The 20,910-nt window shown below is 74.4% G+C and carries 16 protein-coding genes; 8 read left to right on the top strand and 8 right to left on the bottom strand.

All coding sequences use genetic code 11. From position 1 onward, the window contains the following. The first annotated feature begins 20 nt into the window (after nt 1-20). Entirely contained in the window at nt 21-779 is a 759-nt protein-coding gene (locus tag C7Y72_RS09860) for a hypothetical protein (protein ID WP_107568572.1), read from the top strand. Here the strand turns inward: C7Y72_RS09860 and C7Y72_RS09855 are convergent. Then, nucleotides 751-2,508, bottom strand: a complete 1,758-nt coding sequence (locus C7Y72_RS09855) for a right-handed parallel beta-helix repeat-containing protein (RefSeq protein WP_107568571.1) — start codon at nt 2,506-2,508, stop codon at nt 751-753. The two genes, C7Y72_RS09860 and C7Y72_RS09855, sit on opposite strands and share 29 nt — an antisense overlap. Next, nucleotides 2,505-3,632, bottom strand: a complete 1,128-nt coding sequence (locus tag C7Y72_RS09850) for an FG-GAP repeat domain-containing protein (RefSeq protein ID WP_107568570.1) — start codon at nt 3,630-3,632, stop codon at nt 2,505-2,507. Before C7Y72_RS09850 ends, C7Y72_RS09855 begins: the two co-directional genes overlap by 4 nt. Before the next feature lie 118 nt (nt 3,633-3,750). Between C7Y72_RS09850 and C7Y72_RS09845 the strand changes: the two genes are divergently transcribed. Next, the gene (locus C7Y72_RS09845) at nt 3,751-4,383 is read left to right on the top strand and encodes a TetR/AcrR family transcriptional regulator (RefSeq protein ID WP_107568569.1); all 633 of its coding nucleotides are present in this window, start codon (nt 3,751-3,753) and stop codon (nt 4,381-4,383) included. A gap of 4 nt (nt 4,384-4,387) precedes the next feature. Here the strand turns inward: C7Y72_RS09845 and C7Y72_RS09840 are convergent, their stop codons facing one another. The 3 genes from C7Y72_RS09840 to C7Y72_RS09830 are packed head-to-tail and all read right to left on the bottom strand — an operon-like array spanning nt 4,388 to nt 6,851. Continuing rightward, nucleotides 4,388-5,176 carry a class I SAM-dependent methyltransferase gene (locus C7Y72_RS09840; RefSeq protein ID WP_107568568.1) on the bottom strand — a complete coding sequence of 263 codons (789 nt, stop codon included), beginning with the start codon at nt 5,174-5,176 and terminating at the stop codon, nt 4,388-4,390. Beyond that, on the bottom strand, nt 5,173-5,952 hold the full coding sequence (locus C7Y72_RS09835; RefSeq protein WP_199223903.1) for a glycosyltransferase family 2 protein: 780 nt from the start codon (nt 5,950-5,952) through the stop codon (nt 5,173-5,175). The genes C7Y72_RS09840 and C7Y72_RS09835 overlap by 4 nt, the downstream gene beginning before the upstream one ends. Beyond that, entirely contained in the window at nt 5,949-6,851 is a 903-nt protein-coding gene (locus tag C7Y72_RS09830) for a class I SAM-dependent methyltransferase (RefSeq protein WP_158276764.1), read from the bottom strand. The genes C7Y72_RS09835 and C7Y72_RS09830 overlap by 4 nt, the downstream gene beginning before the upstream one ends. Nucleotides 6,852-6,945: 94 nt before the next feature. On the opposite strand from C7Y72_RS09830, the gene C7Y72_RS09825 reads away from it, so the two are divergent. The 4 genes from C7Y72_RS09825 to C7Y72_RS09810 all read left to right on the top strand — a co-directional run bounded on the left by C7Y72_RS09825 (nt 6,946) and on the right by C7Y72_RS09810 (nt 14,742). Further along, nucleotides 6,946-8,880: a hypothetical protein gene (locus C7Y72_RS09825; protein WP_107568566.1), complete on the top strand. Its 1,935-nt coding sequence runs from the start codon at nt 6,946-6,948 to the stop codon at nt 8,878-8,880. A gap of 146 nt (nt 8,881-9,026) precedes the next feature. Further along, entirely contained in the window at nt 9,027-11,885 is a 2,859-nt protein-coding gene (locus C7Y72_RS09820; RefSeq protein ID WP_107568565.1) for a vitamin B12-dependent ribonucleotide reductase, read from the top strand. A gap of 522 nt (nt 11,886-12,407) precedes the next feature. Further along, entirely contained in the window at nt 12,408-13,682 is a 1,275-nt protein-coding gene (locus C7Y72_RS09815; RefSeq protein WP_199223902.1) for an alpha/beta fold hydrolase, read from the top strand. 493 nt (nt 13,683-14,175) lie between these two features. Continuing rightward, on the top strand, nt 14,176-14,742 hold the full coding sequence (locus C7Y72_RS09810; protein WP_107568564.1) for a hypothetical protein: 567 nt from the start codon (nt 14,176-14,178) through the stop codon (nt 14,740-14,742). Between the two features lie 60 nt (nt 14,743-14,802). Here the strand turns inward: C7Y72_RS09810 and C7Y72_RS09805 are convergent, their stop codons facing one another. Both C7Y72_RS09805 and C7Y72_RS09800 read right to left on the bottom strand, forming a co-directional pair. After that, entirely contained in the window at nt 14,803-15,639 is an 837-nt protein-coding gene (locus C7Y72_RS09805) for a hypothetical protein (RefSeq protein ID WP_107568563.1), read from the bottom strand. 174 nt (nt 15,640-15,813) lie between these two features. Beyond that, entirely contained in the window at nt 15,814-16,815 is a 1,002-nt protein-coding gene (locus C7Y72_RS09800) for an NADP-dependent oxidoreductase (RefSeq protein ID WP_199223901.1), read from the bottom strand. 59 nt (nt 16,816-16,874) lie between these two features. On the opposite strand from C7Y72_RS09800, the gene C7Y72_RS09795 reads away from it, so the two are divergent. Beyond that, nucleotides 16,875-18,125 (top strand): NADH:flavin oxidoreductase/NADH oxidase family protein, encoded by a 1,251-nt coding sequence (locus C7Y72_RS09795; RefSeq protein ID WP_107568562.1) that lies wholly within the window; start codon nt 16,875-16,877, stop codon nt 18,123-18,125. Nucleotides 18,126-18,161: 36 nt separating this feature from the next. Here the strand turns inward: C7Y72_RS09795 and C7Y72_RS09790 are convergent, their stop codons facing one another. Beyond that, complete coding sequence (locus C7Y72_RS09790; RefSeq protein WP_107568561.1) at nt 18,162-18,365, bottom strand: hypothetical protein; 204 nt, start codon at nt 18,363-18,365, stop codon at nt 18,162-18,164. Between the two features lie 227 nt (nt 18,366-18,592). Here C7Y72_RS09790 and lon point away from each other — a divergent pair, with 227 nt between their 5' ends. Continuing rightward, nucleotides 18,593-20,905, top strand: a complete 2,313-nt coding sequence (lon, locus tag C7Y72_RS09785; RefSeq protein ID WP_107568560.1) for an endopeptidase La — start codon at nt 18,593-18,595, stop codon at nt 20,903-20,905. Nucleotides 20,906-20,910 lie beyond the last annotated feature (5 nt).

The following is a 20,910-nucleotide window of genomic DNA, read 5'->3' as shown; positions in this document are numbered from 1 at the left end:
ACGACGGTAGCATCGGGGAGGTGAGCGGCTCGCCGTCCCCCGTCCGTCCCCTGCGCCGTGCGCGCAGCGCCGTCGCCCTGGTGCTCGGCGCCCTGGTGCTGCTCGCGCCCGTGGCGCCCGCGCACGCGGACGCGTTCGAGGACGTCTACAAGGACTTCCAGAAGGACGGCGCGATCAACCCGTGCAGCTTCTCGGCCGCCGAGCTGAAGGAGGCGCGCGACAACGTCACGCCGGACATCGAGCAGTACGCCCCGGACTTCCCGGCGGCGGTGACGCTCGCGATCGAGAGCCGCGCCAACGGCAACTGCGCGAAGAAGCCGAGCTCCGGCGGCGGCGGCGACGCCGGTGCCGGAGCGGCCGCCCCGGCGACCGCGGGCGGCGGCTCGAGCGGGTCGGGTGGCAGCGGCGCCGCGCCCGCGACCGGCGGCGAGCAGCCGTCCGCGGCGGCGACCCCGGCGCCCACCGCCACGCCGCAGGGCGCGACGCCGCAGCCCGACCCGGCGCCGGCGCCCCCGCAGGCCGCTGCGGACGGGGCGATCAAGCAGGCGGCCCAGGCCGACCCGGCGTCCGGCAACTCGGACGGGCTGCCCGCCGCGGTCGTGGGCCTGGGCGTGCTGAGCGCGTTCCTGGCGCTGCTCGGCCTCGTCTGGCTGATCGCGCGCGCGCTGGCGTGGGAGCCCGCGTCGTGGCCGCGGCTGCGGCACGCCTGCCAGGAGGCGGGCTGGCGCATGTCGGGCACGTGGGCGGACTTCACCGACTGGGTGCGGCTCGGCCGCTGAGCGGCGCGTCCCGGCCGCAGTGGGCCGGGGCGGCGTCCAGCGGCTGGCGGGCGTCGAGGCGGCCGCCGACCGCGAGCGTGCGGCCGGTCGCGGGCCCTCCGCGCCGCCCCCACCAGGCGTGACGCAGGTGCACGTCGTAGCGCACGAGCGCGACGTCGAGCGGGCCGCCGCCGAGGCAGACGCCGCCGGTGGAGCCCAGCGGTCCGCCGCCGAGGTCGATCGTCGCCCGGCCGGTGGTGCCGAGGTCCTCGGCGACGACGTTCGCCGGTGAGGAGGTCGCGCCGCGGTTGCCGGACAGGTCGCTGTCCTGCACCTTCAGCGCGAGCCGGTCGAGCCCGGCGACGTTGCCGACGCGCAGCCCGGCGCCGCGGTTGGCGCGGATCGTGGTGCCGGTGATCTCGCCGTCGAGCGACGCGCTCGGCCCGCGCCCGTTGGCCACGGCGGCGCCGAAGGTGAGGCCGTTGTTCGCGCAGCCGCGCAGGACGCTGTCGCGGACGCGCAGGTCGATCGCGTTGCGCGCGCCGCCGCTGGCGGCGATGAGGCAGTCGCCGTTGTTGCCGGGGATCGCGACGGTGTCGCCGAACCCGGAGCCGGCGAAGCCGGTCGATCCGGTGGCGCTGACGCGCTCCAGGCGCAGCGCCAGGCGGGCGCCGGTCCCGAGCGCGAGCAGCTCGAGCACGTCCCCGGGGGTGCCGGAGAAGTGGCTGTCGCGGACGGTCACGAGACCGCGCGAGCCCTCCCCCATGGCGACGACCTCCAGGCCGTTGGCGGAGAAGCCGCCGCGACCGCGGGTGTGGCGGTAGTCGTTGCGGGTGATCGTCGCGCGCAGGCGGGAGGCCCCGACGGGGTTCACGAACACCCCTTCGCTGTCGGCACCGGTCGGCCCGACGCCGAGGTCCTCGTCGTTGCCCAGTCCGCGCTGGCGGTTGTCGTCGAGCACGGCGACGAGCCGCGCCCGGTCGCGGGTCTGCAGGCCGATGGCCAGCACGGACTCGAAGTCGGGACCCTCGCGCAGCTCGCGCACGTCGTTGCCGCGGATCCGGACGCGGCCCTGCGCGTCCCCCGAGATCCGCACGTCGATCCCGTCGCCGCAGTCGGCGTCGTGGACGCGGTTGCGGTCGACGGTGACGTTCGTGGTGCCGCGCGCCGCGTCGACCATGATCGCGGCCCAGCCGTTGTGGAGCCCGTCGCGGATCGGCACCCCGACCCCGGGAACGGTGGTGGGGACGGCGAACGGCGGGATCAGGAATCCGGGCGTGCAGGAGACGTTGTGGCCGCTGACGTCGTTGCCGGTGACGGTCGCGCGCGCGACGTCGAGCCCGTAGATGCCGCCGCGCCGCGGGGCCTCGATCCGCAGGCCGCGGACCGCGGTGTGGTCGGCGAGGCGCACGGCGTCGCCGTCGAGCCGCGCCGCGGCGGTGTTCGTGATCCGGGCGGCGGGGACCCCGGGACCGCCGTGGGGGTCGCCGAGACCCTGGACGCGCTGCCCGCGCTGCAGGCGCAGGCCACCGTCCAGCGCGGTGAGCGAGGGCCCGACGACGATGCGGTCACCGGGCCGGGAGGCCGCCTCCACCGCGGCGAGGGTCGCGAACGGCCGCGCGGCCGTCCCGTCGCCGGGACGGGCCGCGTCGGCGTCGACGTGCCAGGTGCGGTGCGTCGCGGCGGGCGCGCTGGTCGCGGGGGCGAGCGCGGCGACGGCGACGAGCGCCGCGAGGCACCGGCGGGTCACGGCGTGGTGTTCCGCAGGAGGTCGATGCGGTCGGGACCGGCGACGACGATGTCGGGCCGCCCGTCGCCGGTGAAGTCGGCGATCACCGGGTTCTGCGGGGCGATCCCGGTCGGCAGCGACGCGACGAGCGGCGGGCGGACGGTGCCGTCGCCGGCGTGGACGCGCAGCACGGGCGCGGGCGTGGCGATCGTGGAGACGACGAGGTCCTCGCGGCCGTCGCCGTCGAGGTCGCCGACGCCGGCGCTCGTCGGCCCGGAGCCGCCGGGACGCAGGGTCGCGAGCGGGGAGCGGAAGCCGCCGCGGCCGTCCCCGAGGGCCGTCGCGAGCGTGAAGCTGAACGAGCCGATCGCGGCGGCGTCGTCGCGGCCGTCGTCGTCGAGGTCGACGGCGGCGACGTCCTCGAGGCCGAAGCCCGCTGCGGCGACCCGGCCGCTGACCAGGTAGCCGCTGTCGGGGCGGCCGCGCAGCGCGTGGACGACGCCCGTGCCGCCGTCGGCGGCGAGGAGGTCCCGGGCGGCGTCGCCGTCGAGGTCGGCGGGGCTGACCGCGGAGAGCGACGTGGCCCCGGGCACGGGGACGCGGGGTCCGGCGGTGAAGCTCCCGGTGCCGTCGTTGCGGAACGTCTGGACGGTGGTGAAGCTCGGGACGGCGAGGTCGAGGTCGCCGTCGCCGTCCTGGTCGGTGAGGACGACCTGCAGCTGGGCGCCGAGCTGGACGCCGAGGCGCGCGCCGGCGGTGAGCGTGCCGTCCTGGGCGCGCAGGACGACGAGCTGGGTGGCGGTCATGGCGACGACGTCGTCGTCCCCGTCGCCGTCGACGTCGCCGGCGGTGACGGCCTGGGCGCCGGTCGTGCCGGGGACGCGGGCGGGCGCGCCGAAGTCGCCGCCGCCGCGGTTGCGCAGGGCGATGAGCTCGCCCTGCCCGAAGTCCCCGGCGGTGACCACGTCGGGCCGACCGTCGGCGTCGAGGTCGGCGGCGACGGTGGCCAGCGGTGCCGGGCCCGGACCGAGGCCGCTCCCGGTCGGGGTGCTGACGTAGGGGGCGAACGTCGGGGTGGCGGCGCCGGCGGTCGCGGGGACGACCGCGGCGAGCGCGAGGACGACGGCGGGGACGGTGGGACGCACGGGCTCTCTCCTGCCTCGTTGTTGCGACCCCGATCATCTGGTCGGGGTCATGACCAGATGCGACGCTACCCGCCCCCGGCGCGTTTGGCAAGCTCGCTGACCAGATAGGCTGTGTGGGATGGCGACCGCGGGACGGCAGTACGGGAAGCAGAGCGCCGACGAGCGGCGCGCCGCCCGGCGCGCGCGGATGCTCGAGGCCGGGCTCGACGCGTTCGGCGGCCCGCAGGGCTTCCGCGGCACCACGATCGAGGCGCTCTGCACCGCCGCGGGCGTCTCGACGCGCAACCTCTACGAGGAGTTCGGCTCCCGCGAGGCCCTGCTCGTCGCGCTGCACGACGAGCTCAACGAGCGCGCCACCGCCGCCGTCGTCACGGCGCTCGCCGCGGTCGACCCCCTCGACCTCCACGCCCGCGCGCACGCCGCCTGCTCCGCCTACCTCGAGGTCATGACCTCCGACCGGCGCTGGGCGCGCGTCGCGCTCGTCGAGACCGTCGGCGTCAGCCCCGAGGCCGAGGCCGCCCGCCAGGCGGCGATCGACCGCTTCGTCGCGCTGATCGAGCTCGAGGCCGCACGGCTCGTGGAGGCCGGGCTGCTGCCCGACCGCGACCACCACCTCACCGCGGTCGCGCTCGCCGGCGCCCTGCTCGGGCTCGTCAACACCTGGCGGACCGACACCGCGTGGGACGCCCGCGTGCCCGCGGTCGCCGACGAGGCGGCCCGGCTGATCGTGCTCGCGCTGACCGCGCCCTGAGCGCTCAGGCGCGGCGGCAGATCGCCACGACGTCCAGCGCCGCGTCGACGTCCTCGCGCCCGACGTGGAAGTCCTGCGGGGTGATCTCGGCGGCCCGCGGATCCGGGTCGCGGCGCCGCTCGGCGGTCAGCCGCCGGTCGTAGAGGACCATCTTCGCGCGGCGCGGGACGAGCCGCCGCAGCCGCAGCGGGTCCTTGGCGAGCAGCCGGTCGAGCTTCGCCTTCTCCGCGTCGACGAGCGCCCGGTAGCGGTCGCTGCCGAACAGGCCGACGACCTCCACCCCGCCGCCGAAGAACGGCGCGCACGCCGCGTGCAGCTGCTGCGCGTCGTACTCGACGTAGTGGTACGGGTCGATGATCTCGTCGGGCCGCGCGAACGTCAGCCGGTTCGGGGTCACGAGCACCGCCGTGCCGCCCGGGCGCAGGACGCGCGCGAACTCCGCGAGCGCCCGGTCGGCGTCGGGGACGTGCTCGATCGACTGGATCGCCACCAGCGCGTCGAAGGACCCGTCGGCGAACGGCAGCGCCCGCATGTCCGCGACGTGCGTCTCGCGGTCCTGGCCGGCCAGCGCCCCGGCGTCGAGGTCCACGCCGATCGTCGGGCGCGGCGCGAGCTCGGTGAAGCTGTGCCCGATGCCGCAGCCGACGTCGAGCACGGTCGCGTCCGCGGCGACGCCGGCCGCGTCGAGCAGCGCGGCCGCGCCGCGGTAGGCGGCGACGTGCCGCTGCCAGGTCGGGTTGAACCCGCCCTCGGGCGTGGTGACCCGCTCGCCGGTGACGACCTTCCCGCTCATGCGGCCACCTCGGGCTTCTCGTGCTTGACGACCCGCTCGTACTTGCGCGACCGCCACACGCCGGCCTGGTGGAGCTTCACGCGCGCGAGCGCCACGAGCGTCTTCGTCCCGTAGATCACGCCGTTGCGGAAGTCCACCGAGGACGCGTCGTCGTGGTAGATCGTGCGGACCGGCACCTCGGTGACGCGGAAGCCCAGCGAGATCGCCTGGAACAGCATCTCGCTGTCGAAGCTGAAGTCCAGCGCGTTGCGCAGGAACGGGACGCCGAGGAGCATGTCGCGGCTGTAGGCGCGGTAGCCGGTGTGCAGCTCGGCGAACTCGACGCCCAGCGCGCGGCACTCGACGACGGTGAGGAAGCGGTTGGCCGCGTACTTCCACCGCGGCATCCCCCCGGCGATCGCCCCGTCGGGGTCGAGCAGGCGCGAGCCGAGGACGAGGTCGGCCTCGCCGTCGAGGATCGGGCGGACGATGTCGGGGATCAGGTGCGGCTCGTACTGGCCGTCGGGGTGGAGCATCACCACGACGTCGGCGCCGCGGTTGAGCGCGTCGAGGTAGCAGGTCTTCTGGTTGCCGCCGTAGCCGGTGTTGTGCGGGTGCCAGATGACGCGCAGACCCAGGCGCGTCGCGACGTCGACGGTGTCGTCGGAGCTGTGGTCGTCGACCAGCAGGATCTCGTCGACCCAGTCCGGCGGGATCGCGCCGACCGTGTTCTCCAGCGTCGTCGCCGCGTTGCGCGCGGGCATGACGACCGTGATCTTCTTGCCCTCGCGGCTCATCGCTGCAGCTCAAGGTAGATGGTGCCGCTGCGCCGTGTTGCGACCTCGACCGCGACGCCGAGCAGCGCGAGCGGCGCGAGCGCGGTCCCGGCGAGCAGCGTGAGCGCCCGGCGCGGACCGGTGTGCGGCGTCTGCTGGGCCTCCGCGCGACGGATCGCGTCGTAGAGGTCCAGGCCGGTGAGGCGCCGCGTGAGCCCGTGGATCCAGCCGAAGAGCACCTGCCCGCCGCGCAGCTGGCTGCGCCGCAGCACGGTCAGGGACAGCTCGTGCGCGCGCGTCTCGAGCGCCCGCGGGTGCAGGTGCGTGAGGTGGCGCGGGAGGTCGAGGGCGAGCCAGTCGTGGCCGAAGAGGCGGGCCTGCAGGCTCGCCGCGTTGGGGACCGCGACGACGAGGATCCCGCCGGGCCGCAGCAGCCGTGCGGCGGCGGCGAGCTGGTCGGCCGGGTCGCGCAGGTGCTCGAGCACGTGCCAGAAGACGACCGCCGCGTAGCGGGTGTCCTCCGCCTCGAGGTCGCTGGGGGCGGCGTCGCGCATGTCGGGCCGTGCCCGCTCGAGACCGATCGCGTCCCGGCCGGTGCGGCGGATCGCGCGGACCAGCGTGCCGTCCCCCGCCCCGACGTCGAGCACCGGTCCCACGGGTGCGACCGCGTCGAGGTGCGTCGCGAGGCGTCCGCGGCTCAGGGCCAGCAGCCGGTCCAGCGGCCCGGAGAACCGCCCGGACTCCGGGCGGTAGAAGCCGGCGTACGCGGCGTCGAGCTCGTCGTCGGTCGGCCACGGCGCCGTCGTCACGACGCCGCAGGCCTCGCAGCGCAGCCCGCCGGGCACGCGGCGCGCCCCGATCGGGAAGCCGACGCCGCACCAGGCGCACGCGGTCGGGTCGGCTGTCGCCTCGGTCGTCACGGGCCGCGGACGATAGTGCGCGCGCGCCCGTCGCCGGTCCCCGCAAGCGGGCCCGCGGCGCCACCGCGCGCCGGTGCGCCATACGATCCGGCGCGTGTCGCCGCTGATCCATCACGCCGCGCTCGTCGCGGCGTGCCTCGCCCTCGGCGCCGCGGGCCTGCGTGCGGCCGCCGCCTGCGGGGCGGACGGGCTGCTGCGTCTCGTCGCCGCCGCGCCGCTGGCGGTCGCGGTCGCGGTCGCCCAGGCGCTGGCGCTCGGCCGGGTCGACCTCGCCGCCTCGCCCGTGCTGCTGCTCGCCGGCGCGGTGCTCGCCTGGGTCCTCGCGCGCGAGGTGCTCCCCGCACCGGCCGCGCCGCTGCTCGGCGCCTGGCGCGCCTGGTGGCCCGCCCAGCCGCAGGCCGCGCGGTTCGCGATCGGGGCGGCGGCGGGCGCGTGGGTCGCGTGGACGTCGTGGCAGCTGCGCTTCCCGCACCTCGACGTCGACGGGCTGATCTACCACCTGCCCCTCGTCGCGTCGTGGATGCCCGACGGGGACACCGGCGCGGCGACGCCGCTGATCGAGGGGCTGCCGGTCGGCAACTACCCGTTGACCAACGAGGTGGCGCTCGCGTGGATGACCGGGATCACCCACAGCCTCGTCCCGATGTCGGTGTGGTCGCCGATGCTCTGGGCGCTCGCCGCCCTCGCCGCCGTCTGCGGGCTGCGTGCGCTGGGCGTCGACCGGCTCGTGACCGGGGTGGCGACCGCCGCGCTGCTGACGATGCCGCTCGTCGCCGTGCAGCTCGGCGGCCCGCTGACCGACCTGCCCGCCCTGACCTGGGCGGTCGTGTGCGCGGCGCTCTGCGCGGCGTCGACCCGGCGACCGTCGCTGCTGGGTCCCGCGATCGTCGCCGCCGGGCTGGCCGTCGGCACGAAGACGACGCCCGCCCCGCTGCTGCTGCTGGCCCTCGGGACCGCGGCATGGCACGCCCGCGCGTCGCTGCTGCCGCTCGCCGCGCGGACGCTCGCGCCGTGCGTCGCGCTCGGCGCCGTCGTCGGCCTGGCGTGGATGACCCGCAACCTCGTCGACCACGGCTCGCCGCTGTGGCCGTTCGTCGAGGGCCCGGGGAGCGATCCGCTGCCGCCCGCGCTGCGGGGCTTCGACGCCTCGTTCCTCGACGACCCGTCCGGCATGCTCTCGGGCCGCGCCGACCTCTACCTCGAGACGGTCTCCGGCGGCTTCTGGCTGCTCGTCGGGGCGCTGCTCGTGCCGCTGCTGCGCCGCACGCGCGCCGCGCTGCTGCTCGCCGCCGCCACGGTCCTCGGGGTCTTCTTCTGGATGAACGCGCCCTACACGGGCATCCAGTCCGACGAGCTCGCGGTCGGCGCGACGCGCTACCTGCTCCCGGCCTTGGCCTGCGCGACCGTCGCGGTCGCGGTCGCCACCTCCGGCGCGGGGACGTGGACGCGCCGCGTCGGCACCGGCGTGCTGATGCTGTCGCTCGTCGCGTCGCTGCTGCGGATGGCCGAGCTGGGCTTCCCGTACACGCCGTCGGTCGCGACGATCGTCGCGGGCGGGCTGCTCGGCGCCGCCGTCGTCGGGGCGGCCCCGCGGGTCGCCGCGCTCGAGGGACGAGTGCCCGTGCGCCGACTCACGCCGGTGGTCGCGGCGGGCTTCGCGACGCTCGTGATGGCCGGTCAGGCGGAGGGCTACCTGCTGCGCCACGCGGGCCTGCAGCTGTTCGACCGGCCGGTGCTCGGAGCGCTGCTGCGCGACCCGACGTTCACGATCGGGGAGGGCCGCGAGGTCGCGATGGCCCCCGCGGTGCTCGGCTCGCTCGTCGGCGAGCGCCTGCAGCACCGGGTCCTGCTGATCCCGGCGGACGAGCCCTGCGCGACCACGCGGGCGCGCCGCGCGCGCGGCTGGGTGATCGCCCAGATCCAGCCCGACACCCCTCGCGGGCGGGCCCTGGTGGCCTGCATGCAGGGGGAGCCCGAGCTGTTCCGCGACGGGCGCTACGTCGTCTGGTCGGCGCTCCCCCCGCGGTAGAATTTCTTTGTCCGCAAGGTCCGGGCTTTTCGTCTCCGACCCCCCGGTTGCTGTCCGACCCCTGTCGGATACTCCTCAGCCCGACGAACAGACCCCCATGTGGCCGCCCCGCCAGGGATCAGGTGGCCGGAAGAGGAGCAGGCTTGATGGACAGCACCCCGCAGACGGCACTCTCGACCGACGTCCGGAGCGGCGAGCCGCTGGCCGTCCGGCGCTTCTTCACGACCCCCGGCGTGCACCCGTTCGACCAGGTCGAGTGGGAGCTGCGCACCGCCTCGGTCGGGTCGTTCGAGCAGAAGGACGTCGAGTTCCCGAAGTCCTGGTCGCTCAACGCGACGAACATCGTCGCCCAGAAGTACTTCCGCGGCCAGCTCGACTCGCCCGCGCGCGAGCGCTCGGTCAAGCAGATGATCACCCGCGTCGCGGGCACGATCGCCGACTGGGGCCGCCAGCGCGGCTACTTCGCGACCGCCGAGGACGGCGACGCGTTCGAGGCCGAGCTCTCGTTCATCCTGCTCAACCAGATGGCGGCGTTCAACTCGCCCGTCTGGTTCAACGTCGGGTTCGAGGAGCAGCCGCAGTGCTCCGCCTGCTTCATCCTCTCGGTCGACGACACCATGGACTCGATCCTCGACTGGAACACGCGCGAGGGTCGCATCTTCCGCGGCGGCTCCGGCTCGGGCATCAACCTCTCGAACATCCGCGGCAGCAGCGAGCAGCTGAGCAAGGGCGGCACCGCGTCCGGCCCGGTCTCGTTCATGCGCGGCGCCGACTCGTGGGCGGGCACGATCAAGTCCGGCGGCAAGACGCGGCGTGCCGCGAAGATGGTCGTCCTCGACGTCGACCACCCGGACATCCGCGAGTTCATCTGGTGCAAGGCCAAGGAGGAGGACAAGGCCCGCGCCCTGGCCAAGGCCGGCTTCGACATGTCGCTCGACGGCGACGGCATGCTGTCGATCCAGTACCAGAACGCCAACAACTCGGTGCGCGTCACCGACGAGTTCATGGAGGCCGTCGAGGACGGTCGCGAGTGGCGCACGAAGGCCCGCCTGACCGGTGAGCCGATCGGCGAGGCGATGGACGCGCGCGAGCTCATGCGCGAGATCGCGGACGCGGCGTGGCGCTGCGCCGACCCGGGCGTCCAGTACGACACGGTCATCAACGAGTGGCACACGTGCCCGAACTCGGGGCGCATCAACGCGTCGAACCCGTGCTCGGAGTACATGCACGTCGACGACTCCGCCTGCAACCTCGCGTCGCTGAACCTCATGAAGTTCCGCAAGGAGGACGGCTCGCTCGACGTCGCCGCCTACCAGCACGCGATCGACGTCCTGTTCCTCGCGCAGGAGATCATCGTCGGCCCGTCGAGCTACCCGACCGAGGAGATCGGCGTCAACGCCCGCGCGTTCCGCCAGCTCGGCATGGGCTACGCCAACCTCGGCGCGTACCTGATGGCCAACGGCATGCCGTACGACTCCGACGAGGGCCGGGGCACCGCTGCGGCGCTGACCGCGCTGATGACCGGCCGCGCGTACGCGCAGTCCGCGAAGATCGCGGCCGCGATCGGCCCGTACGAGCGCTACGACGAGAACCGCGAGCCGCACAACGCGGTCATGCGGATGCACCGCGACGCCTCGTACCAGATCCCCGAGGGCACCTGCGAGGACCAGGGCCTGCTCGCGGCCGCGCGCAGCTCCTGGGAGGAGGCGGTGGCGCTCGGCGAGGTCCACGGGTACCGCAACGCGCAGGCGACGGTGCTCGCGCCGACCGGCACGATCTCGTTCCTCATGGACTGCGACACCACCGGCGTCGAGCCGGCGTTCTCGCTGGTCATGTACAAGACGCTCGTCGGTGGCGGCTCGATGACGATCGCCAACCGCACCGTCCCGCTCGCGCTCGAGACGCTCGGCTACGCCGACCACGAGATCGAGCAGATCGAGGCGTACGTCGCCGAGCACAACACGATCGTCGGGGCGCCCGGCATCAAGGCCGAGCACCTGCCCGTGTTCGACGTGGCCGTCGGCGAGCGCGCCATCAGCCACATGGGCCACATCAAGATGATGGGCGCGGTGCAGCCGTTCATCTCGGGCGCGATCTCCAAGACGGTGAACATGCCGGAGGAGACCACGGTCGAGGACATCGAGGACGCCTACGTCCAGGCCTGGAAGCTCGGCATCAAGGCGCTCGCGATCTACCGCGACGGCTCGAAGAACATCCAGGTGCACTCGACCTCCGAGTCGACCGCGGTCGACGCGACGACCGGCGAGACGATCCAGGTGCCGGAGGGCTCCCTCGTCGTCACGCAGGCCGAGCTCGACGCGCTCGTCGAGACGAAGGCCGCCGGCCTCATCGCCGCCGCCAAGGAGGCGCCCGCCCGCCGGCGGATGCCGCGCGAGCGCCAGTCGCTCACGCACAAGTTCTCGATCGCCGGCCACGACGGCTACATCACCGCCGGCATGTACGAGGACGGCACGGTCGGGGAGATCTTCCTCACCGACATCGGCAAGGAGGGCTCGACCCTCCGCGGCATGATGAACTCGTTCGCGACCTCGATCTCGATCGCGCTGCAGTACGGCGTCCCGCTCGAGACCCTGGTCGAGAAGTTCGCCTACATGCGCTTCGAGCCGGAGGGCATCACCGGCAACGCGGAGATCCCGTTCGCGAAGTCGCTGCCCGACTACATCATGCGCTGGCTGGCGTCGCGGTTCTGCGACGTCGACGTGCAGCGCGAGCTCGGGATCCTGACCCCGGCGGTGCGCGCCGAGCAGGCCGTCAACGACATGGCGTACCGCCCGGACACCGACGGCCAGACGCCGCCGAACCAGGCCGCGCAGGCCGCCGCGTCGGCGACCGGCCTCGAGCTGCCGCCGATCAGCGTCGTGCCCGCCGTCGCCAAGGCGAGCCCGACGGGCGAGATGTGCCCGCAGTGCGGCAACGCGACGATGCAGCGCACCGGCGCCTGCCACACCTGCGCCAGCTGCGGCTACAACACCGGCTGCGGCTGATCCTCGGACGGAGGTTCTGACCTGACGGGAGGGGCGGCCTACTGGCCGCCCTTTCTCGTTCCCGGGTCGGGTCCGATCGGCCCGCGCGGGTCGTGATGCCTCGCTGCGGCACGCCGCCTCCGGCAGGCCTGGGTGGCACGGAATGCCTCGCTGCGGCACGCCGCCTCCGGCGGCGCACCGGATGCCGCTCGGCATCCCGTCCCACCCAGGCATCCCGCAGCGTGCTCGGGATCGGCGTGCTCGCAAGACGGCAGCTGCGCATCACGCACCAGACGACCGTGCCGCACGGCGCCCCGCCCACGACGCTCCCGACGAGCAGCAGGCGCCTGCCCCGCCTGCTCCCCAAGCCGCCGCCCGCACCGGTCGGGTGTCCGCGCGGGTGTGGGTGGTCCGCCGAGCGACATCCGGTGGGCCGCCGGAGGCGGCCCACCGCAGCGAGGCGGACCACCCACACCCGCACCCACACCCGCGCCCGCACCCGACCAGACACGGGCGCCCCCCACCCTCGTTAGGCTCGCGGCCATGCGGAGGAGCGCGGGGAGGCGCGGGGTCCTGCTGGGGCTCGCGGTGGCGATGACGACGGCGGCCGGGTCGGCGGTGGCGGCGGCGCCCTACGCGCCGGTCGATGCGCCTGGTCCGGCGCTGTCGGTGCCGCGTGCGGCCCTGGACGCGTCGCTGCGCTGCCCGGAGATCACCGGGGCGTCGCGCGATGTCGTGCTGCTGATCCCGGGCACGACGGTCGACCCGGGCGAGGCGTTCGACTGGAACTACCGCAAGGTGCTGACCGCGCAGGGCATTCCGGCCTGCGACGTCACGCTGCCCGAGCACACCAACGGGGACATCCAGGTGGCCGCCGAGTACGTCGTCGACGCGGTGCGTCGGATCCACGCGCGCAGCGGGCGTCGGGTCGTGCTGCTGGGCTGGAGCCAGGGGGCGAGCACGCTGCCGCGGTGGGCGATCCGCTTCTGGCCGGACATCCGCCCGATGATCTCGTCGCTGGTCGGGCTCGCGCCGCTGAACAACATCGGCTCGGCGGTCGCGACCGGGGCGTGCGCGATCGGGCGCTGCGTGCCCGCGGCGTGGCAGCAGCGACGCGACTCGGCGTTCATGGCCGCCCTGAACTCCGGGCAGCAGACCTTCCCGGAGATCGCGTACACCGCGATCTTCACGCGCACCGACGAGGTCGTGACCCCGAACGTGGACGGGGCGCTGTCGGTGCTGCCCGCGGGCCCGAACGTCACGAACGTCGCCGTCCAGGACGTGTGCCCGACCGACGTCTCCGAGCACCTGGCGATCATCGCCTCGCCGGGTGCCTACGCGGTCGCCATCGACGCGATCCGCCATCCGGGAGCGCCCGCGGACCTTCGACGTGCCGCCCCGCCGGCGGTGTGCCTGCCCGCGCTGATGCCCGGCGTGGCCGGGAACGAGTTCCTGACCGAGGAGGCGCGGATCGCGTCGAACGTCGGGCCGCGCCTGCTGACCGGGCAGGTCGAGGCCGAGCCTGCCCTGCGCTGCTACGTCACCGCCTCGTGCCCGCCCGCGCCGACCGCGGTCGCCGCCCCGCCGCGGGCGTGCACGGCGCGCCCGGCGCTCGCGCTGCGCGCCCGCCCCGGGCGGCGGATCGTGCGCGCCGTGATCCGGGTCGGTGCGCGACGGGCACAGGTCGTCCGCGGCCGGGACCTGCAACGGGTGCGGGTGCGCCGCTCGGCGCGCGGCACCGTCACGGTCCGCATCACCACCCGGGACGACCGCGGCCGCACGCGCACCACCACGCGCCGTCTGGCGGCCTGTCGCTGAGCGCGGCGCGCGCCCGCGCGATCGGGCGCCCGCGCCGGGCCGTAGGACGGTTGGAGGGCCCCGTCCCGGGTATCCCTCCCTCAGCACGCCCGGGCCTTCAGCGACGGCCGGTGCGTGCCGATGAACGTAGGAACGGAATCACCCATGACGAAGGAAGGAGGACCATGAAAGTCCTCTGTGCGAAGTGCCTGCGGCTGTGGCCTGCGGCACGCGTGTCGGATCGAGCGAGCTGCCCGCACTGCGGCGGCTACCTGCGCCACCAGTAGGCGTCGCCCTCCGGCCCCAATGACCTCCGAGGCCCCGTCCGGATCACCGGGCGGGGCCTCCGTCGTCCAGGGACCCTGGACCTCCTCCTTTTCGGGGATGCGCCGCCCGGGCGGTCGTCCACGGTCGCCCGGGACTCGTCAAGGCGCACCGCGCGGGACCCGATCGACGGGCAGGGCCGCACGGACCGCGGCCCGGTCAGCACACACACCCACGGAGAGGGTTCAGCATGCACACCGCCGTCGTGGCTCCTCGCAGCCATCGCACCGTCGTCTACTGCGTCGTCCCCGCCGACCTCGCGAAGCTCTACCACCCGCTGCGCAGCTGGTTCGCGCACTGGCCGGGCGTCGAGGTCGTCCTGGACCGGCGCTCCGCCAGCCCCGACCCGGCGAACGTGCCCGCGGTCGACCGTCGCGCCACCGGTGCCATGGCGCCGGCCCGGATCCCGGAGCTGCCGCGGATCGCCACGGCGTACGCGGACCGCCTTGCCTGGGTGCAGCGTCCGGTCGCCCGTGAGCCGGAGCTCGCGCGTGGCGACGACCGCGCCGACGCGCAGCGTCTGGCCGCCGGGGACGAGCGGGCGCTCGAGGACCTGTGGCTGCGGCACTTCACCGACGTGCACCGCCGGGTGGCTCGCGCGACGGTGCGGCGCAGCCGCCAGCACGCGCTCACGACGGCAGCGTTCACGCGCGCCGCGGACGCCGTCCGCGCCCGGCCGGACGTGGAGGTCGAGCAGGCGCTGCGGGTCGCGGTCGACGACCTGCTCGCGGACCGTCGCTGGTCGCCGTTCGCCTGAGCCCGAAGCGCTCGCGCACCGGTCGTCCTGCCCGCGCCGGGCGGGACGCCGGGGCCCCGCTCAGCGGGAGGGACGGGCGCCGCGCAGCCAGGACCGCAGGCGCCGGTTGTGCGCCTCGTGCGCGGCGCGCCAGCGGCCGAGCAGCGCGACGGTGTCCCGGCGGGCCTGTGACGGCAGCTGCGCGTTCGCGGCCTCCAGGTCGCTCACGAGCTCACGCGCCGGGGCGTAGAGCACCTCCCGACCGACCGCGGTGAGGTGGTGGTGGCCATCGGCGGTCTCGACGAGCCGCAGGTCCCGCAGGCGGGTCAGCAGGTCGAGCGTCTCGCCCTCGCTGAGCGCGAACCGCTCGGCGAGCGGCCCGACCCGCGAGGGAGCGAGCGCGAGATCGGCCAGCACGAGGAACTCGACGACCCCGAGGCCGCCCGCGCGGGCGGCGAGCACGATCCCGGTGCGCAGCGCGATGCCGAGCTCGGCGAGTGCGCGGAGCGTCTCGTCGGCCAGCGGCTCGGGCTGCGCCGGGACCGGCCGGGCGGCCGGGAAGCGCCCGGCGCCGGGCAGCGGAACGGGAGCCGCGCCGGTGGCGGTGTCGTCCGCGGGACGAGGCCCGCTGTCGGTGACGAGCACGAGGGCGGCGGCGAGCGTGGTGGCGCGCTCCCCCTGGTAGGCGGCGGCGTCGAGCGCTCGCGCGTCCCCGTGCGGGTCGGCGACCACGACCGTGCGCAGCCCCTGCCGCGCGAGCCGCTCGTGGGCGGAGCGCGCGGCGAGCCCGTGACCGTAGGACAGGGCCCCGGGCGCGCCCTCGAGGACCACGCCGCTCACCCCACTCGCGACCGCCGCCTCGACGCGCGCGAGGAACCCCTCTGCCAAGGGCGCTGCGGGCAGGGCGACGACGGCCACCCGGGGAGGGGGCGCCGGATCCGGCCCGGGAATCGGTGACCGCGACTGGGGGAGCTGCATGTGGCTGACCGTCGGGCAGAACTGGACTCTGACCGTCGGAGAACCGTACGCCTCCCACGCCGGAACGGTCCGCTGCAACTCGGACAAGATCCGCGCCGGGCGTTGTCCGAATCGTCAGACGGCGAGCACGAGCTTCCCGGTGTTCTCGCCGCGGAAGAGGCGCAGCAGCGCGTCGGGGAACGCGGGGACGCCCCCGTCGACGACGTCCTCGCGGGCCACGAGCGTTCCCTCGGCGAGCCACCCGGCCATCTCCTTGGCGGCCTCGGCGTAGCGGTCGGCGTAGTCGAAGACGACCATGCCCTTCATCGACGCGCGGTTGACGAGCAGCGACAGGTAGTTCGCGGGACCGGCGACGGCCTCGGTGGCGTTGTACTGGCTGATCGCGCCGCAGATGACGACGCGCGCACCGAGGTTCAGCCGGGCGAGCGCCGCGTCGAGGATCTCGCCGCCGACGTTGTCGAAGTACACGTCGATCTTCGGGGCCAGCTCGCGCAGGGCCTTCGGCACGTCCGCGGCCTTGTAGTCGATCGCGGCGTCGTACCCGAACTCCTCGATGAGCAGCCGGCACTTGTCCTCCCCGCCGGCGATCCCGACGGTGCGGCAGCCCTTGAGCTTCGCGATCTGCCCGACGACCGAGCCGACCGCTCCCGCGGCACCGGAGACGACGACCGTGTCGCCCTCCTGGGGCCGCCCCTCGGTGAAGAGACCGAAGTACGCCGTCATGCCGGTCATCCCGAGCACGCCCAGATAGGTCGGGAGCGCCGCGAGCGACGGGTCGACGCGGGTGAGGCCCTGACCGTCGCTGATCGCGTACTCCTGCACGCCGAGCGCCCCGACGACGTGCGAGCCGACGGGGAAGGCGTCGTGGTGCGAGGCGACGACCTCGCCGACCGTCCCGGCGCGCATGACGTCGCCGATCGCGACGGGCGCGATGTAGGAGCGGCCCTCGTTCATCCAGCCGCGCATCGCCGGGTCCAGGGAGATGTGGGAGATCCGGACGAGGATCTCGCCGTCGCCCGGCTCGCCGACCGGCTCCTCGGTCAGGGTCCAGTTCTCGTCGGTCGGGAGGCCGACCGGGCGGGACGCGAGGCGGATCTGGCGGTTCGTCGTGCTCATGGTCGCGACCCTACCCGCGCGCCGTTCGCCGGACGCGTCGTGTGCGATGGTCCACACCCATGACCGACACCGCGCACGATCCCGCGAGCACCGGGAGCGCCGACCCGCTCGCCGCGCCCCTGCGGCTCCCCAACGGCCAGGAGCTCGCGAACCGCTTCGCGAAGGCGGCGATGAGCGAGCAGCTCGGCGACCGTCGCAACCGCCCCACCCCCGCGCTGGAGCGGCTCTACGAGCGCTGGGGTCGCGGCGGCACCGGGCTGCTGATCACCGGCAACGTGATGGTGCACCGCGACCACCTCGGCGAGCCGCACAACGTCGTGATCGACGACGACCGCGACCTCGCGGCGCTGACGCGCTGGGCGACGGCGGCGCGGTCCGGGGGCGCGAAGGTCTGGGCGCAGGTCAACCATCCGGGCCGGCAGGCGCTGCGGATCGCCGGCAAGCACCCGGTCGGCCCCTCCCCGGTGCGCCCGAAGGTGCCGGGCTCGGTCACCCCGCGCGAGCTGACCGGCGCGGAGATCGAGGACGTCGTGGCGCGGTTCGCGACGACCTCGGCGGTGCTGGAGCGCGCGGGCTTCGACGGGATGCAGGTGCACGGCGCGCACGGCTACCTCGTCAGCCAGTTCCTCTCGCCGCTGGCCAACCAGCGCACGGACGACTGGGGCGGCACGCCGGAGAAGCGGATGCGCTTCCTGCTCGAGGTGGTGCGTGCGATCCGCGCAGCGGTCTCGCCGGGCTTCGCGGTCGGCGTGAAGCTCAACTCGGCGGACTTCCAGCGCGGGGGGTTCACGCAGGAGGAGTCGATGGCGGTCGTCGAGGCGCTCGGCGCGGAGGGCATCGACCTGCTGGAGATCAGCGGCGGCACCTACGAGGCGCCCGCCATGGTCGGGCTGGAGGCGGCGACCTCGACGCAGCAGCGCGAGGCGTACTTCCTCGACTACGCCGAGCAGGTCCGCGAGCGCACGGCGATCCCGCTGATGCTCACGGGCGGCTTCCGCAACGTCGGGGCGATGCGCAACGCGCTGGCCTCCGGGGCGATCGACGTCGTCGGGATCGGACGCCCGCTCGCGGTCGACACGGACGGTCCCGCCGGACTGCTGGACGGGTCACGCACGAGCATCCGGGCCGGTGACAAGAAGCTCGGGCACAAGCAGCTCGACGGGCTGGTCGACCTCTACTGGCACACCCGGCAGCTGCACCGCATCGGCGCGGGTCGCGACCCCGACCTGCGGGAGCCGGCGCCCGTCACCCTGGCCCACGCGATCGTGGGCAACGGCTGGCGCGCGCTGCGCCGGCGCCGCGGCGGCTGAGCAGGACGGCGGTCGGCCGGTCGGCCTGGGCCGGCGTCAGCCGACCTGCGGGCCGGACAGCTGCGCGCGGAGCGTGGCGATCTCGGTGACCGCGGCACCGACCCAGTGGACCTCGGCCTCGCGGATCATCTCGTCGAGCTCCGCGAGGGTCGGGCCGTCCAGGGTCACGGCGCCCGCGACCACGGCGTCGCGCTCGGCGCGCAGCTCCTTGAGGGTCTCGTGGGCGTGGAAGGCGTGCATGGCTCTCATTCAACGTCGGTACGTGCGTCGCGTTACGTGCGGACTCCGTGAGGCTCGACACACGTTCCGCGAGCGGCGCGGGAATCCTGTCGCGGAGCCGGTCACCCCTCCCTGCTACCTTCAGCGCAGCAAGCAGACGATCTCAGTCCGTTCGACGCAGATCACTATACGGACTGTGGTACCGTTTGCGCAAGCAACGGTTGAACTCCTCAAAGGATCCGTACAACATGGCGTCTCTTCTGCTCATCCCGCTCGACGACACGGTCATCTTCCCGACGATGGACGTCACCCTCCCGGTCGACGTCGGCGACGAGGACCGCGTCCTGCTCGTCCCCCGCCACGAGGGCGAGTACGCCTCCGTCGGCACCATCGCCGCCGTGCGCGACAGCGTCCGGCTCCCCGGAGGCGCGCGCGGCGCGGTCCTCGAGGGCATCTCCCGCGGCATCATCGGCGCCGCGCACAACGACCCGATGGGCAAGCTGCGCGCCGAGGTCACCGAGTCCCCCGACGCCACGCCCGTCGACGGCAGGACCCGCGACCTGGAGCGCGAGTACCGCGCCGTCGTCGACGAGCTGCTCGAGCTGCGCGGCGACGACGGCCGCATCGCCGGCTTCGTCCGCTCGATCGCCGAGCCCGGCGCCCTGGCCGACACCTCCGGCTACGCGCCCGACCTGACCTTCGAGCAGAAGGTGAAGCTGCTCGAGACCACCGACGTCACCGAGCGGCTCGAGCTCGCGCTCGAGTACCAGCGCGAGCGGCTCACGCAGCTGCAGATCCGCCGGCGCATCCGCGAGGACGTCGAGTCCGGCGCCCAGAAGCAGCAGCGCGAGTACCTGCTGCGCAAGCAGATGGAGTCGATCCGCCGCGAGCTCGGCGAGGACGACGCGTCGTTCGTCGACGAGTACCGGCGCAAGATCGACGAGTCCGACATGCCCGAGCACGTCCGCGAGCAGGCCGAGAAGGAGCTCGCCCGGCTCGAGCGCGCCGGCGAGGGCGGCGGCTCCGAGGCGCAGATGATCCGCACCTACCTCGACTGGCTCATCGCCGTCCCGTGGGGCGTCACCAGCGAGGAGAAGCTCGACCCGCAGTTCACCCGCGAGACGCTCGACGGCGACCACTTCGGGCTCGACGACGTCAAGGACCGCATCGTCGAGTACGTGGCGATCGAGAAGCTCCGGCGGGAACGCGGGATCGAGTCCGACAAGAAGTCGGGCGCGATCCTCACCCTGATCGGCCCCCCCGGCACGGGCAAGACGTCGATCGGCGAGTCGATCGCCAAGGCCACGGGCCGCGAGTTCGTCCGCATGTCGCTGGGCGGCGTGCGGGACGAGGCCGAGATCCGCGGCCACCGCCGGACGTACATCGGCGCCCTGCCGGGCCGGCTGGTCCGCGCCCTGCGCGACGCGAAGACGATGAACCCGGTGATCCTGCTCGACGAGATCGACAAGGTCGGCGCCGACTACCGCGGCGACCCGACCGCGGCGCTGCTCGAGGTGCTCGACCCGGCGCAGAACTCGACCTTCCGCGACCACTACCTCGACCTCGAGCTCGACCTCTCCCAGGTCCTGTTCGTCGCCACCGCCAACCAGGCGGAGACCATCCCCGGTCCGCTCCTGGACCGCATGGAGGTCATCCGCTTCGACGGCTACACCGTCATGGAGAAGACCGCGATCGCCCGCGACTACCTGTTCCCGCGCCAGCGGGAGCGCAACGGGCTGCGCGAGGGCGAGGTCGCGATCACCGAGGACCTGCTGCGGACGATCGTCGCCGAGTACACCCGCGAGGCCGGGGTCCGGCAGCTCGAGCGCGAGCTCGGCACGCTGCTGCGCAAGACCGCCACGCGGATCGCCTCCCGCACCGCCCAGGAGCAGGAGGAGGCCGACGCGATCACGATCGACCTCGAGCAGATCCGGGAGGCGCTGGGCCGCCAGAAGGTCTTCCAGGAGGCGGCCGCCCGCACCGCGGTGCCGGGCGTCGCGACCGGCCTGGCGGTCACCGGTGTCGGCGGCGACGTGCTGTTCGTCGAGGCGACGGAGATGGCCGGCAAGGGCCTCGGCGGGCTGACGCTGACCGGGCAGCTCGGTGACGTGATGAAGGAGTCCGCGCGGATCGCGCTCACCTACGTGCGCGGGCACGCCGACGAGCTCGGCATCTCCGACGACGCGTTCGTGGACCGCGAGTTCCACGTGCACGTCCCGGCCGGCGCGATCCCCAAGGACGGGCCGAGCGCGGGCGTCACGATGGTGACCGCGCTGGCGTCGCTGCTCAGCGGCCGGCCGGTGAAGCACACGGTCGGCATGACCGGCGAGGTGACGCTGCAGGGCCGGGTGCTGCCGATCGGCGGGCTCAAGCAGAAGGTGCTCGCCGCGCACGCGGCCGGCATCACCGACGTGATCCTGCCCGAGCGCAACCGCGGCGACCTCGACGACGTGCCGCAGGACGTCCGCGAGCAGATGACGTTCCACCCGGTCATGACGATCGGCGAGGTGCTCGAGGTCGCGCTCGAGCCCGCCACGGCCCCGGTCCGCGCCGAGGCGTAGGCGGG

It is taken from the genome of Paraconexibacter algicola, assembly GCF_003044185.1.
Classification (GTDB): Bacteria; Actinomycetota; Thermoleophilia; order Solirubrobacterales; family Solirubrobacteraceae; genus Paraconexibacter; species Paraconexibacter algicola.
This window is presented reverse-complemented; position numbering and strand designations above follow the sequence as displayed.

Coding starts and splice junctions, on each gene's coding strand:
- C7Y72_RS09845 (WP_107568569.1), top strand. CDS start 3,751: ATGGCGACCGCGGGACGGCAGTACGGGAAGCAGAGCGCCGACGAGCGG.
- C7Y72_RS09840 (WP_107568568.1), bottom strand. CDS start 5,176: ATGAGCGGGAAGGTCGTCACCGGCGAGCGGGTCACCACGCCCGAGGGC.
- C7Y72_RS09835 (WP_199223903.1), bottom strand. CDS start 5,952: ATGAGCCGCGAGGGCAAGAAGATCACGGTCGTCATGCCCGCGCGCAAC.
- C7Y72_RS09820 (WP_107568565.1), top strand. CDS start 9,027: ATGGACAGCACCCCGCAGACGGCACTCTCGACCGACGTCCGGAGCGGC.
- C7Y72_RS09815 (WP_199223902.1), top strand. CDS start 12,408: ATGCGGAGGAGCGCGGGGAGGCGCGGGGTCCTGCTGGGGCTCGCGGTG.
- C7Y72_RS09810 (WP_107568564.1), top strand. CDS start 14,176: ATGCACACCGCCGTCGTGGCTCCTCGCAGCCATCGCACCGTCGTCTAC.
- C7Y72_RS09800 (WP_199223901.1), bottom strand. CDS start 16,815: ATGAGCACGACGAACCGCCAGATCCGCCTCGCGTCCCGCCCGGTCGGC.
- C7Y72_RS09795 (WP_107568562.1), top strand. CDS start 16,875: ATGACCGACACCGCGCACGATCCCGCGAGCACCGGGAGCGCCGACCCG.
- C7Y72_RS09790 (WP_107568561.1), bottom strand. CDS start 18,365: ATGCACGCCTTCCACGCCCACGAGACCCTCAAGGAGCTGCGCGCCGAG.
- lon (WP_107568560.1), top strand. CDS start 18,593: ATGGCGTCTCTTCTGCTCATCCCGCTCGACGACACGGTCATCTTCCCG.